At 64.2% G+C, this 13339-nt stretch carries 11 protein-coding genes; 7 read left to right on the plus strand and 4 right to left on the minus strand.

From position 1 onward, the window contains the following. Window positions 1-160 precede the first annotated feature (160 nt). Window positions 161-733 (plus strand): hypothetical protein, encoded by a 573-nt coding sequence (locus HFP89_RS03185; RefSeq protein WP_168716198.1) that lies wholly within the window; start codon window positions 161-163, stop codon window positions 731-733. Window positions 734-1597: 864 nt separating this feature from the next. On the opposite strand, the gene HFP89_RS03190 is transcribed toward HFP89_RS03185, so the two are convergent. Together HFP89_RS03190 and HFP89_RS03195 are read right to left on the minus strand one after the other, a co-directional pair. Then, the gene (locus HFP89_RS03190) at window positions 1598-2683 is read right to left on the minus strand and encodes an endonuclease/exonuclease/phosphatase family protein (protein ID WP_168716199.1); all 1086 of its coding nucleotides are present in this window, start codon (window positions 2681-2683) and stop codon (window positions 1598-1600) included. Between the two features lie 301 nt (window positions 2684-2984). Further along, a complete protein-coding gene (locus tag HFP89_RS03195; RefSeq protein ID WP_168716200.1) occupies window positions 2985-3707 on the minus strand; it encodes a Crp/Fnr family transcriptional regulator in 723 nt (240 codons plus the stop codon). Between the two features lie 159 nt (window positions 3708-3866). Here HFP89_RS03195 and HFP89_RS15770 point away from each other — a divergent pair, with 159 nt between their 5' ends. The 5 genes from HFP89_RS15770 to HFP89_RS03215 all read left to right on the plus strand — a co-directional run bounded on the left by HFP89_RS15770 (window position 3867) and on the right by HFP89_RS03215 (window position 8591). After that, window positions 3867-4055, plus strand: coding sequence for a hypothetical protein (locus HFP89_RS15770; RefSeq protein WP_206212201.1), 189 nt, complete (start codon window positions 3867-3869; stop codon window positions 4053-4055). 44 nt (window positions 4056-4099) lie between these two features. Further along, window positions 4100-4666 (plus strand): transporter, encoded by a 567-nt coding sequence (locus HFP89_RS15920; protein ID WP_240955905.1) that lies wholly within the window; start codon window positions 4100-4102, stop codon window positions 4664-4666. 20 nt (window positions 4667-4686) lie between these two features. After that, window positions 4687-6558 carry an amidohydrolase gene (locus HFP89_RS03205; protein WP_168716201.1) on the plus strand — a complete coding sequence of 624 codons (1872 nt, stop codon included), beginning with the start codon at window positions 4687-4689 and terminating at the stop codon, window positions 6556-6558. 456 nt (window positions 6559-7014) lie between these two features. Next, on the plus strand, window positions 7015-7563 hold the full coding sequence (locus HFP89_RS03210; protein ID WP_168716202.1) for a histidine phosphatase family protein: 549 nt from the start codon (window positions 7015-7017) through the stop codon (window positions 7561-7563). A 593-nt stretch (window positions 7564-8156) separates the two neighbouring features. Then, window positions 8157-8591, plus strand: coding sequence for an SRPBCC family protein (locus tag HFP89_RS03215; RefSeq protein WP_168716203.1), 435 nt, complete (start codon window positions 8157-8159; stop codon window positions 8589-8591). 196 nt (window positions 8592-8787) lie between these two features. Here the strand turns inward: HFP89_RS03215 and HFP89_RS03220 are convergent, their stop codons facing one another. Then, the gene (locus HFP89_RS03220; RefSeq protein ID WP_168716204.1) at window positions 8788-10533 is read right to left on the minus strand and encodes an amidohydrolase; all 1746 of its coding nucleotides are present in this window, start codon (window positions 10531-10533) and stop codon (window positions 8788-8790) included. A 232-nt stretch (window positions 10534-10765) separates the two neighbouring features. Then, window positions 10766-10969 (minus strand): hypothetical protein, encoded by a 204-nt coding sequence (locus tag HFP89_RS03225; protein WP_168716205.1) that lies wholly within the window; start codon window positions 10967-10969, stop codon window positions 10766-10768. A gap of 554 nt (window positions 10970-11523) precedes the next feature. Here HFP89_RS03225 and HFP89_RS03230 point away from each other — a divergent pair. Continuing rightward, the gene (locus HFP89_RS03230; RefSeq protein ID WP_168716206.1) at window positions 11524-13041 is read left to right on the plus strand and encodes a hypothetical protein; all 1518 of its coding nucleotides are present in this window, start codon (window positions 11524-11526) and stop codon (window positions 13039-13041) included. Window positions 13042-13339: the final 298 nt, after the last annotated feature.

Genomic DNA, 13339 nt, shown 5'->3' on the forward strand with positions numbered 1-13339 from the left:
GAGGAAGATACCGATGAAACCCCCATCATTTCCATTTTCGTTACCGGCATTGCTGCTTGTAATCTTCACGGCCGGCTTCAGCTCCCAGGCCCTCGGCCAGAACCCATCCTGCGTCCTGTTCGGGATGCTGGGAATACCCTGTCCGAGCGACCCACCGGTCGTGGGCCCGCCCGGCGAGCCGCCCAACACCGCGGACATCGGCATGGTCAGCCATGCCCCGGTGGTCTGGCTGGTGCCGCCCGCCGACATCGAGCCGTTCGCACCGGTTCAGGGCGCGTCTTCGACCCTGCACCGCAACAGCCACGGCGTCACCGGCAGCATGAACACCAGCGGCATGCTGCCGGAGAGCGCCTACACGTTCTGGTGGGTGGTCTTCAACAACCCCGAACACTGCGCCAGCGTCCCGTGCAGCCCGGACGACCTGTTCAATCCCGACGTCGCTGCAGGACTGTTCGGCGGCAGCGGCCAGGTGACCGATGCCTACGGCCGGGCGCATTTCCAGGCTCACGTGTTCAAGGGCGAAGAGCCGGGACTGGATCGTCCCTTTGCCGATCTCGGGCTGGTGGCCGGCCTTATCGATCCGTTCAAGGCCGAGATCCACCTGGTGACTCGTAATCATGGGCCGGCCTCGGCATTGCTTCCCGAGGAGCTGGAAGCGGCGCTGAACACGTATGTCGCCGGCTGCGACAGGTTCGAGTGCTTCGACGAACAGGCGGGCGTTCATTTCCCCTGAGTTCAGCTTTCCCTGAATTCAGAGTTCCGCGTGCCGGGCTCATCACCGGCGTGCACCGATCCGTCGATCTCGCTCAGCACGTCGAGCATGACCTCCCCGAAGGCGGCCCCTGTGCCGCCTTCGGGCGCACCTGTCCGCGGCGGTCGATGTCCAGGTCTCCGACAACCTCCCCGAGTCGATTCCCCGAATGCGCCGGTCACTGGCTGGCCGGCTGACCGGACGCGAAGCCCCTCGACCGCTCTTCGTCGGATTTGCACGACTTCCAACGCGGATAGCGGACATCCCTGCCCGGAAACGATCGAGCCTCTGCCGTACCGTTCGTCCTTCTGCATTCGGCGTCGAACCGGTGGATGAGCGCCGGATCATGTCTGCGGCACGCTCGACTGGACCATCGTCCGGCGCGTGGTACTGACGGGCGGCGCCTGCGGAAACGACACCATCCGAACCGATCCCGCAGCGTTCAGCATGGGGATGATCTCGAGAGCCTTTGTGGCCGATTCCCCGGTCTCCGAGATCGAGGATTCGAACCACCTCCATCAGGCGCCGGTGCCAGCACGCATTATTCATGAATCGCCGCGATGATTGCGCCGGGAATTGTTCGCACAGGGGATTTTCCGACCGAGCGGACTACCATGCTCTATTTCCGAGCGAGGACGATTCGCTGTGCGGACAAGGACCAGGCAAGGGCACGAGCTCATTCATGAATAATGCGGGCGAGACGGACGGGTCGGATCGACAAGCCCAGGCAAGCAGGACTCCGACCCTTGATTCGTTTCGCCCCCCTGGTTCGTGCCTGCTTGCGGTTCGCGTGATGGTCCCGTCCCGTTCGATCGATCGGCGCAACGCGCTCCGATCGTCCGCGATTCAGGGGCGGTAGACGAGCACCATCACGATCGGCAGGTGGTCGGACACGCCTTCCCGGGCGTCCGGATCGAAGCGTTTCGGCGTGCCGTCGGCATGCAGCTGATCCGCGTAGCCGGTGACGACATCGATCGCGTCGACGTCCAGCGTCCAGCGGTGAGACGACGAGGGTGAGAACAGCACCATGTCGAGGAACGACCAGCTCTCGCCGCGCTGCCAGTAGTTCGTACCCCGGCACTTCGTGCAACCGACCTCGTGCGCGACGGTCCAGTAGGGCCGGACCATCTCGTCCATGATGGTGGTGTCGTCCATTTCTCGTTTCGGCGTATTGAAATCGCCGGCGGCGAAGACCGGCCGGTCCTCGGGCACGCGGGCGCGCAGCTGGTTGAGGTGCTCGTAGGCAATCCAGCGCATTTCCATCGGGTGGAACGGCGCCGGAAAATGCACCGAGTAGCCGGTCAGGACCGTTCCATCGGGCAATTCGAAATTCGCTTCGAGAATGCCGCGCGTGTCCGGCGCCCGATCGGGAAAGGCCGACATGTCGATGGGGTGCAGCACCGGCTCGCCGACCACCGGCAGCCGGGAGAGAAACGCCACGTCGATGCCGCGGTCATCGAGCCCTTCGATCAGCACCGGCAGGCGATAGCCGGCCGGCTGCAGGTGCTCACGCCGCAGCCGGTCGAGCACAGCGATGTTCTCGACTTCCTGCAGCGCGATGATGTCCGGCCCCCGGCCGTCGTTGTAGGCCAGGATGGTGGCGGCAAGCTGCTCGAGCTTGAAGGCAAGCGCATCTTCGCTCCAGTCCAGGTACAGGCAGTCTTCCCGCCAGCGATCGACTTCGATCAACTCGCAGGCCGCCACGTGCTCCGGGTCGGCTTTCACGCTCGCCGGCAGGTAGGTCGCATCGTTCTTGCCGGGATCATCCGCCGTATCGAACAGGTTCTCGACGTTGAACGCCATGATGCTCACGCTCGGCCACTCGTAGGCCTGCGATTCCGGCCGTGCGGCGTCGGCGGACGGGTCGACGCCCGGCCCGGAAGCGCAGGCGGCGAGCACGAGAAGCAGAGACAGGGCGTAGAGTCGTTTCATGGGGGTTCCCGGGCCACGAGGATCGGAGGTCGAAAAACAGCGATCGATGGCCCTCGATTCTAAGCCCCGCGCAGCGACGGTGGGCCGACCTTCGCCATCGAGGCGCACTTCGCCAGGGCCGACATCCGGGCTCATTGCATCCTGGAGGTCGGAGCTCCGGCTTCGGCTGATTCGGCGGCTGCCAGGGCGACCCGGGGTCCACGCGATTGCCTCCAGCACAATGGCTCGTGGACAAGGAGTGCACGCAGCAGATGGGGCCTGCAGACCCTGATTCAGGACTGCGCAGGTGTCGGAACGCCGATCATTCCGGCGCTGTCTGGAGCCATTGGCGCAAAGCGGTCGGTTCGGTCACGATGATCCTGCCGTAGCGGAAGCTGACAAAGCCCTCCGTTTCCAGCTCCTTCAGATACTGCGCCACCGTGCTGCGCGAACAGTTGCTCAGCAGGGCGAGGTTGCCATGCGTCAGGTCCAGTTCGACGACGTCCTGGTCCAGCACAGGACCGTCGCGGCAGCCGGCCACGCGCAGCAGGGCCGCGGCCACTCGTCGCTTGGGCGAGGCCCCGATCAGGTCGTTGATGGCAGTGAAGGCGAACACGGTGGCATTGGCCAGGGCGAGCGCGAAGAATTTCCACAAACGAGGATCACTGTGCAGGAGGTTGTCGAGGGCCTGTGCCGGAACCCACATGCACTGGCTCGGACGCGTTGCGTATACCGCTGCCAGTCTCGGTCGTTCCAGGACGTGCGCAAGCTCACCGAACCAGATGCCCGGGCGCAGCTGATGAATCAATTGAGGACCTTCCTCCTGGGGAGCGACTTCGAATCCGAAGCAACCGCTGACGACACCATAGATGCCGTTGGGGCAGTCACCGATGTTGTACACGCGCTTGCCTCGATCGAACAGGGGCAGAAGGCGAGCGCTCGCCAGAAGGGATTCGCGCAAGTCGTCCGGGAACTCCCGTAGCCAGTAACTGGTGGCGAGAAACGCCCTGGCCTCGTTGGCCGAGACCTCGATCGGATCCGTCATCCTGCGAATGTCCGAATCAGACATTCCGAATCGAACGTCGGTGCTAGCATCGCTGAGCGTCTCGGGGCAGCACACTGCGGAAATGTTGCGTTGGCCTGCCGGTGAACCGAACGAAATCCACCAGCGCAACGCGCGCGATTCATCGGGAGTATCCAGAAAATGGCTCGTTTTCCATTGATACTGGCAGGAGGGCTGATTTCGCTTTCCGGGGCGGTTCTCGCTCAGGATAGTGCCGAAGACCTGGCCAGGCAACTGGCCAATCCGGTCGCCGCCCTGATCAGCGTACCGTTCCAGCTCAACTACGACGGTGATATCGGGCCACTTGATGAGGTGAGCGATGGAGCCTGAATATCCAGCCGGTGATTCCCGTTTCGATCAACGACGATTGGAACATGATCTCGCGCACGATCGTGCCGCTGATCGATCAGAAGGACATCTTTCCGGACGCCGGCAGCCAGAGTGGGCTCGGGGACGTTCTGCAGATCGTCTTCTTCTCGCCGAAAGAGCCGACGGCGAACGGCTGGATCTGGGGTGTCGGCCCGGCTTTCCTGCTGCCCACGGCCACCGACGACCTGCTTGGGACCGAAAAGTGGTCTCTGGGGCCTTCCGTGGTCGCGCTGCGCCAGCGCGGCCCCTGGACGTACGGCGGTCTGGCCAACCACATCACATCGGTCGCCGGCGCCAGTGATCGAGCCGATATCAACGCTTCGTTCATGCAGCCTTTCCTGTCCTACACCACCCCGGACGCCTGGACCTTCACGCTCCAGACCGAGGCGACCTACGACTGGGAGGGCGAGGAATGGTCGGTGCCGATCAGTGCGGTGGCGACCAAGGTGACGAACATCGGCTCGCAGCTCTTCAGCGCCGGTGTGGGCCTGAAGTACTGGGCCGATGCGCCGGACGGCGCGCCGGGCGGGCTGGGCGTGCGGTTCGTCTTCACGCTGCTGTTTCCGAAATGAATCCACGGACGAGGAAGACCATGAACGCGTTTCTTTCGAACTTGCTGATCTCCGCCCTTGTGCTGTCCTCGGCGACTGTTTCCGCGGCCGAAGTGGCCGATACGATCTATCACAACGGTCCCATTCTGACCCTCGATGACGATCTGCCGCTGGCCGAGGCGGTGGCCGTCAAGGACGGACGCATTCTTGCCGTCGGTGCGGCCTCGGACGTTCTTCCTCTGTCCGGCGACAACACCCGGCTGATGGACCTCGAAGGCAGAACGCTGGTGCCCGGCTTCGTGGAATCACACGGTCATACCTACATGATGGGTCTGCAGGCAGCCACCGCCAATCTGCTGCCACCGCCGGACGGCAACGGCGCCGATGTTGCGGCCCTGCAGCGTTTGTTGAGCGACTGGACCGAGCAGAACGCAGGTGTCGTCGAGCGCGTCGGATGGATCATCGGTTTCGGCTATGACGATTCGCAGCTGACCGAACAGCGTCACCCGACCCGCCAGGAACTCGATGCGGTGTCGACCGACTACCCGGTGATCATCATTCACCAGTCCGGCCATCTGGGAGTCGCCAATACCAGGGCACTGGAGCTGGCGGAGGTGACGGCCGAAACGCCCGATCCGCCGGGGGGCGTGTTCCGGCGCGAGGCGGACGGCAGTCAGCCCAACGGTGTGATGGAAGAGTATGCGTTCTTCTACCTGCTCTCGAAGCTGGCGGCCAACTTCGACCAGCAGATCAATGAAACCCTGGTGGTCGAGGGTGCACGCCTGGCCGCTTCGTTCGGCTACACCACCCTGCAGGAAGGACGGTCGAACCTCGAGGCCGTGGACGCCATGCGCCAGGTTGCCGCCAACGGTGGGCTCGAGGTCGACCTGGTCACCTATCCCGACGTCCTGCTGGTCGAAGACGTTGCGCCTTCCTTGAACTACAGCGGACGTTTCCGGGTCGGTGGTGTCAAGCTGACCATCGACGGCTCGCCGCAGGGCAAGACGGCGTTCCTGAGTGAGCCCTATTTCGTGGTCCCGGAGGGTCAGCCCGAGGACTATCGCGGCTATGCTGCGATCGACGCCGAGACGGTCACGAACGCCATCGACAAGGCCTATGCCAACGGCTGGCAGATCCTTACCCACGCCAACGGCGATGCCGCCATCGATATGCTCATCGAAGCGGTCCGGAACGCCAGGCAAAAGTATCCGGATGCCGATGTCCGTCCGGTTCTGATTCACGGCCAGACCGTACGCAAGGACCAGGTCGCTGCACTCGACGAGCTCGGCATCTTCCCCTCGCTGTTTCCGATGCACACCTTCTACTGGGGCGACTGGCACCGGGAGTCGGTACTGGGTCCCGAGCGCGCCGACAACATCTCGCCGACCGGCTGGGTGCTCGAGCGCGGCATGATGTTCGGCAGCCATACCGATGCACCGGTGGCGCTGCCGGATTCCATGCGCGTGCTGTCGTCGACGGTGACCCGGCGGTCGCGCACCGGCGACATCCTCGGCCCCATCCACCGAGTCACGGTAGAGGACGGTCTCAAGGCCCTGAGCCTGTGGCCGGCATGGCAGCATTTCGAAGAAGACCGCAAGGGCAGCATCACCGCCGGCAAGCTGGCTGATTTCGCCGTACTCTCGGACAATCCGATGACGGTCCCGGAAGACGACATTGCAGCCATCCGGGTCCTGCGTACGATCAAGGAAGATGAAGTGGTCTACAGCCGACCGGCCGAGCAGGTGGCCACGGTTTCATCGGCCCTTTTCGGGGTCGTGCCGGTTGCCCATTCCGCCGCGGCCATCCCCGGCGTTCAGGATGTCCACGGGGACGGTTGCTTCAATCGGGGTCTGAGCGTGCTGTACACGGCGCTGACCAGCAACAGCCGTAGAACCGCCGGCGCTGTGCGGTAAAGCCCTGAACAGGCGAAGGCGGGCCTGCCACCGGTCGTATTCCTACGTCGGGCCGGCCCACCGAGAGAGACAGCCAGGCCCTGGTTGCCGACCCTTCCGCTGAGCGCGTCCGAGTGCATGGCGGCCCGGCCGGAAGCGCCGAAGCGCACGCAATGCTCGATGCAGGACCTGATTCCGGCGCTTCACGGACCACCGGTTCACGGGTCGCTTGCCTCGGGGCACTCCAGTCCGGAGAACGTGAACCGGCGCCCTGCAAGGCGCGACGGCAGCGCCTAGACGCCTCCAGAGTTCCCGTTACACGGGCTCCAGCAGCCGATGATCGAAGAGCGCGCCCTCGAGCCCGGGTGTCCGACAGCTCACGACACCTCGGGCCCTGCGGCTCTCGCCCAGATCGATCCAGAAACCTGTGCCAGTGGACCTGATGCCGGGACCGGGGCACCGACCGGGCGGACTAGAATGATCGAAAACGATGCAACGCCGATCATGCGAATCCTCCTTCTCCGACACGCCAAATCCTCCTGGGACACGCCCGGATTACGGGACCACGATCGTCCGCTGGCACGACGTGGGGAGCGAGCGGCACCGGCGATGGGCGCCTACCTTGCTGGCACGGACCTGCGTGTGCGCCGGATCGTCACCTCCACCGCAGCCCGGGCCGAGTCCACCGCGCGTCTGTTCCGGGAGGCCTTCGACCCTGGGATCCCGATGACGAGCCGTCGCGACCTCTACCACGCCGACGTCGGGAATCTGCTGACCATTGCCCTGGAAGAGGCGGACGGGGACGACGATGCGCGGATTCTGCTGGTCGGCCACAACCCGGGCATGCACGAGCTCGCGCTCTTCCTCTGCGGTGAAGGCGATCCCGAGGAGATCGCCCGTCTGCAAACGAAGTTCCCGACCGGCGCGCTGGCCGAATTCGACCTACCCGGGCGGGCGACGGGTGAAATCCAGCCCGACAGCGGACGACTGCTGCGCTTCGTACGACCCAAGGACCTGCCGGGATGAGGGCATGCCGACGTCAGGGTACCGGCGCGACTTCGCTTGCCAGAAGCAGCGGTGAACACGAGTCCGGTCTGGAATCCGTGGTCATCTGCCGACGTTCCCGAGCACTGCCGGTGTACCCCGTCATTAATCCTGTGACATTCAGAGCATGACCGAGTCGACAGTGCAAGACGCAACCCGCAGCGAACGGCAAGCCCTTTACTCGGGTCGGAACGTCGGGTCGGAACGCCGCACTGTCGACTCGGACGCACTCCCGAAGGGCGAGTCCGCTTTTCATGACCGCTTTTCATGAGCGCTTTTCATGAGCGCTTTTCATGAGCGATCGTGATGACAAGCGTGGTGACAAGCGCGCTCATCTGGGGCGTCAGGGCGCTTGGAAAGGCTCTACGCAATGTCGGTTCAGGCGCGCTCCTTGAAGGGCGAGTCGGAGAGCATTCATCTGCGGCGTTCTGTCGCCTGGAAAGGACGCTGCCGTTCCCGGCGAGACAGGCCTTGCAGCCAAATGCTCTCCGACTCGCTATACGTTACACAATGAGCATGAGTGGCGGGGCACACTAGACCGACCGCTCTTCGCTGCCGGCCGGACGGGAGCCTTCATGCAGACCATCGACATCACCGAAACCATCGCGCTGCCGATCGACCGGGCCTTCGAGCTACTGGCCGACCACGCCGACTACCATCGTTTTCCCGGAATCACTCGGTCCGAACTGCTGCAGGAAGGCACGCCGGCGCCCAACGGACTCGGCGCGCTGCGACGTGTGGCGCTGGGCCGGGTCGTACTGGATGAGGAAATCACCGGCTTCGAGCCGCCGGACCGGCTGGCCTACCGGGTCATCGCCTCGAAACCCGTCGAGGTGGTGCACGAAGGCGGGGTAATCGAACTGACCGAAGTCCCCGAGGGCACCCGCATCCGCTGGCGCTCGACCTTCGAACTGAAGATTCCGCTGGTCGGCGGGCTCGTCACTCGGCGCGCGGCGCGGCAGTTCGAGCGGGGGTTCCGGAAGGTGCTGCGCGCGCTGCCCGAACTCTAGCCCGCATTATTCATGAATGAGCTCGCGCCCTTGCCTGGTCCTTGTCCGCACAGCGAATCGTCCTCGCTCGGAAATACAGCAGGGTATTCCGCTCGGTCGGAAAATCCCCTGTGCGAACGATTCCCGGCGCAATCATCGCGGCGATTCATGAATAATGCGGGCGAGTGGGCCACAGACTTACAGCTCCGCCGAGCCCTCAGTCCGCTCGATAGCGGACCTCGCCTTCAACGAGCGTCATCTCCACCTGCAGCCCGGCCAGTTCATCCTCGCTGACGGTCAGCGGGTTGGCGTTCAGCACCGCGATGTCGGCGCGCTTGCCCGGCGTCAGGCTGCCCAGCTCGTCTTCGTCGAAGACCGCTTCGGCACAGCCCAGGGTGTAGGAGTACAGCGCCTCCATCCGGCCCATGGATTGCTCCGGAAAGAACTGCTCGCCGTTGGCCATGCGCCGGGTCACCGACGAGGTGTAGGAGGCAATCGGGGAGATCGATTCCACGGGCACGTCGGTGCCGTTGCAGATCGTGGCCTCGGCATCCAGCAGCGCACGCCAGACGTAGGCGCGGCGCTGGGCGCGCGCTTCACCGAGGCGCTGGGGCACCCAGGGGCCGTCGGAGGTGGCGTGTACGCCCTGCATGGACGCGATCACCCCCAGCGCGGCAAAGCGCGGGACTTCATCGGGGTGCAGGGTCTGGGCGTGCTCGATGCGCCAGCGCAGGTCCTCATCGGCCCGCGCACCCAGCAGTTCTTCGTAGAGATCCAGGACCACCCGATTGGCGCGATCCCCGATCGCGTGGGTGTTGAGCTGGAAACCGTTCTCGAGCGCGATCCCCGCCGTCTCGCGGAGATTTTCCAGCGAGGTCTGCGGCAGGCCGGAGGTCTCGGGCTTGTCGGTGTAGGGCTCCAGCAGCCAGGCGCCGTGGGTGCCCAGCGCGCCGTCGATGTTGCGCTTGAGCGCACGCACGGTCAGGAACCCGTTGCCATGTCCGATCATCCTGTAGTCCGCGACCCGCGCCCGCAGGTCCTCGTTGGTTTCGTGCCGGACGGCCACGTGCAGCCGAACGGGCAGCCGGCCGGCTTCGGCCAGCGCCTTGAGCCGGTCGATGTCGGCGAAGTTCGTGCCCATGTCGTGGAAGCTGGTCACGCCGTGTCGCAGCGCTTCCTCGCCGGCCAGTTCGACCTGGCGCTCGAACCGGGCCTGCCGTTCGGCATCGCTAAGGCCCGCCTCGGCGGCCACCAGTCGGGCGCGCACCGGGTCCTGGGCGGCCTGCCGCAGAAAGCCGGTGGCCTCGCCGTTGTCGTCGCGAACGATGGTCCCGCCGTCCGGATCGGGCGTGTCTTCGTCGATGCCGGCCAGTGCCAGGGCCGCTGCGTTGGCATAGGCGCCGTGGCCGCTGGCGTGGAACAGCACCACCGGATTGTCGGGGCTCACTGCGCTCAGGCTGCGGTGATGCGGGATGCCGTCGAACAGCGGCAGGTCCGTGTCGCCCCAGCGTTCCTGGTGCCAGCCGCGGCCGACGATCCACTCGCCCGGCTCGGCCCCGGCGGCCGCCTCGGCCACCATGGCCACGATCTCCTCGAAGCTTCGCGTCGGCATCAGGTCCAGAATCATCAGGGCCTGACCCAGGCCCAGGAAATGGCCGTGGCCTTCGATAAAGCCCGGAATCGCCACGCGCCCGGCCAGGTCGATGACCTCGGTCAGCTCACCGGCATGTGCAGCGATTTCATCGGCGCTGCCCACGGCCAGAATGCGCCCGTCCTTGATCGCGATCGCCTCGGCTTCGGGCCGATCGCCATCGACCGTGATGACCGTTCCACCGGTCAGGATGCGGTCGGCGACTTCGGTCTCGGCCGGCGTTTCGGTCGCAGGACCCGAGTCCTCCGCCGGCTGGCAGGCCGCAAGCGTCAGGCAGAACAGACTGAGGAGAAACAAACGGATCGAGGTCATAGGAGGGTCCGGAACAGGCGTCGAGCGTCGACGCGAAAGTAGCACATCTCTTGCCTGGGCAGTTCTCATCGCAAGAACCCCCCCCGGAGAAGGCCCGGGATTCCGCGCATGGGTGTCCGGACGCTCTCGATATCCCGTGCCGCATGCTTTCGGGCGTTTTCGAGACGCCCGGCTACCACCCAAGATCCGCGCTCTTCCTGACCGACGTCGCCGCCGACCGGCGGCTCGAGTTTCAGCAGGACTCGCGCGAACCGGGCCCGCTCATGGTGCGCGTGCGTTCGGTCTGGACGCCGATCAGCGCCCAGCGATCGCCATCCATCCGGTAGGCCATGATCGAGTCCACTTCCGGCGTGTTGGCCCGTTCCGGGCCTTCATGAAGCAGCGAAGAGACCCCGAGTTCGAGCACTTCGCCGCGACGGACGGAACTACGAATCACCGTCGAGTCGAGCGGGCCGTACTCAACCGACCCGGCGTCAGGCGCAGCAGCACCCCCGAAGAAAATACCGGCCGGTGAGGTCGGACACGATCTGCTGATTGTCCGGCACCGAACCCGGGGCAGCGTGGAGCTCGTGAAACGCTGCGCTCACTCTACCGACACCCAGTGCGCGATGCACGGCCCGACCCCTCTGTTCCTGACCCCTCTGGTCCTGGAGGGGCCGGAGAAAAGGGGCCGGAATCTGCCTTGGGCAATTGCCCAGGGAACGCGTTTCCAGTAGATTCCCTCTGGTCTCGGCCCGAAGAGATCGATGCCTGGGATACACTCGAATCAGCGGTGGCCCGCTGATTCGATGCAGACAACGCACTGGTGCCCCGGCGTGATTCCGGCGGGTGAATGCCGGATCCCCGGGCGCAATCGATCCCAGGGTTGCCCAGCACGAGATCGCAGGGGCGCCCGTTTCCCCGACGCTTCGATCCGCCAGAACCCGGTAGCCGCGAATCGGATTTCCGGCCGTCCAGCTGTTCGCTGTTGCCAGAGGAATAGTCGACAAGATGTTCAATTCCGAGAAGACTCCTGCCGTCGAGGCCGTCAAGAGCGCGGCTTCCACCGGCGCCCTGATCTTCTCCATCGTCATCATTGCGGGGTTGATCTTCACCGGGCAGACGAGTCTTGCCCAGGACATTCACCCTGTCTTCGTCGTCATCGTGCTGACGCTGGCGGTGGTCTGGCTGTCGATCGTCGAAGGAGGTCAGGCATCCCTGGTCGGCCTCGCACCGGTCAGCCACGATCTCTACGCCGAGTCCCACAGGATTGCGCACAAAAGCTGCGTCGACGCCCACAGCGGCGATTCACTCGACCGCTATCTCCTGGGCCGTCAGTTCATGGTCGTGTTCATCGTCTTTGCCATCAACATCGCCGGAGGACCTGTCAGCGGCGCCGAGCTCTGGGGCTTCCCCCAGTGGCTACTCAGCATATTCCTCGGCGTCGGACTGGCCATGATTCTGTTCACCACCATGTGCGGTCAGCTGAATTCGCAGGTCAATGCCTCTCACTGCATGCTCGATTATCTGAACACCTGGCCGAACTATTTCACGTTCCGGGTGGCCAAGGCCATCGAGTTTTCCGGCATCGTTCATGCGTCGTACATCATCCAGATCATCGTCGCCAGCCTTGCCGGAAAGAAGACCGGACTCAGAGAGCGGCCGCGGTCCGATCTCCAGGATCTCTTCTTCTACTTCCGCTGCTTCATGTCGCTCGTCCTGTTGATCTTCGCCTTCGTCATCACGCTGGCCGCCCTGTTCGAAGGCAAGACGACGATGTGGGAGAGCGTCCCCAACGTTGCGGCCGTGGTTGTCTTCTTCCTTCTGATGTGCGTGGTCGGACTACTGGAGGGCATGCAGATTGCGTTTTTCGCAGTCTCCAAGCTGCCCGAAGATGAGCGTGGCGATAACGTCTGGGCGAAGAAGACCTGTCGATTGCTCTTCCGCGGAGACGCGCACAATCTCTCGGCCTTCATGATCGGCCGCCAGCTCTGTGTCGTGTCGTGCATGTTCTTCATTGCGCGGGTGACCTCCTTCGACATCGATCCCGGCGCCGGCGATGCCACGTTGTGGGGGATCCCCGCCTGGGCGCAGATATTCCTCAATACCGGCTTCCTCGGCGCTCTGATCACCACGATTCTTGCATCGATCGCATGGCAGCTCGTGGCTTCGGCATTCCCCATCGCCTTCCTCTCCAATCCCTTCACCTACGTGCTGCTTCGCCTCTGTCTTGCCCTGAAGGCCACCGGCATATGCAACGGAGCCTACGTCATCGCGTGGATTCACCGGAAGATCGCCGGGTTCCAGCGCGACGAGGTGTACATCGGAACCGCCGAAGAACGTCGCGCCAGGGCCAAGGCCGACAACCTGGACAAGATCCGAACCGGCACCGGGCACCTGCTGAAGCTGCCAGCATTCGTGGAGGACGCCCCCGAGTCCCTGAAAGAACTCGCCCGAAACGATACCGAAGTCCAGGAATACATCTCTTCGATTCACAAACAGGCCGATATCGAAAGCTCGAAGCCCTGACAACGATCCCGGATGCCTATACTTCTTTTCGGGCCAGGGTCCAGGGCATGGAGAACGATTTCTACCAACGATCCGGCGCCAAGAATCCCCTGTCCAGCGTTCTGGCCACAAGGATCGTCCGCATCGGCGCCGCCGGCGACGAATCGCGCCCAGGGAACCTCTGAACAAATCTGCACGGGCGCGACGGAGCGCTTGTCATGACGATCGGCGGGATCACCCGGCCTGGCTTCGAGGCGCGTGGTTTTGTGATTCCAAATGAGCGAGTCCGATTCTCAGACTGTGCCTGACCAATTGATTC

Origin of the sequence: Wenzhouxiangella sp. XN79A (assembly GCF_012272825.1) — a bacterium.
In the GTDB taxonomy this organism is placed as follows: Bacteria; Pseudomonadota; Gammaproteobacteria; order Xanthomonadales; family Wenzhouxiangellaceae.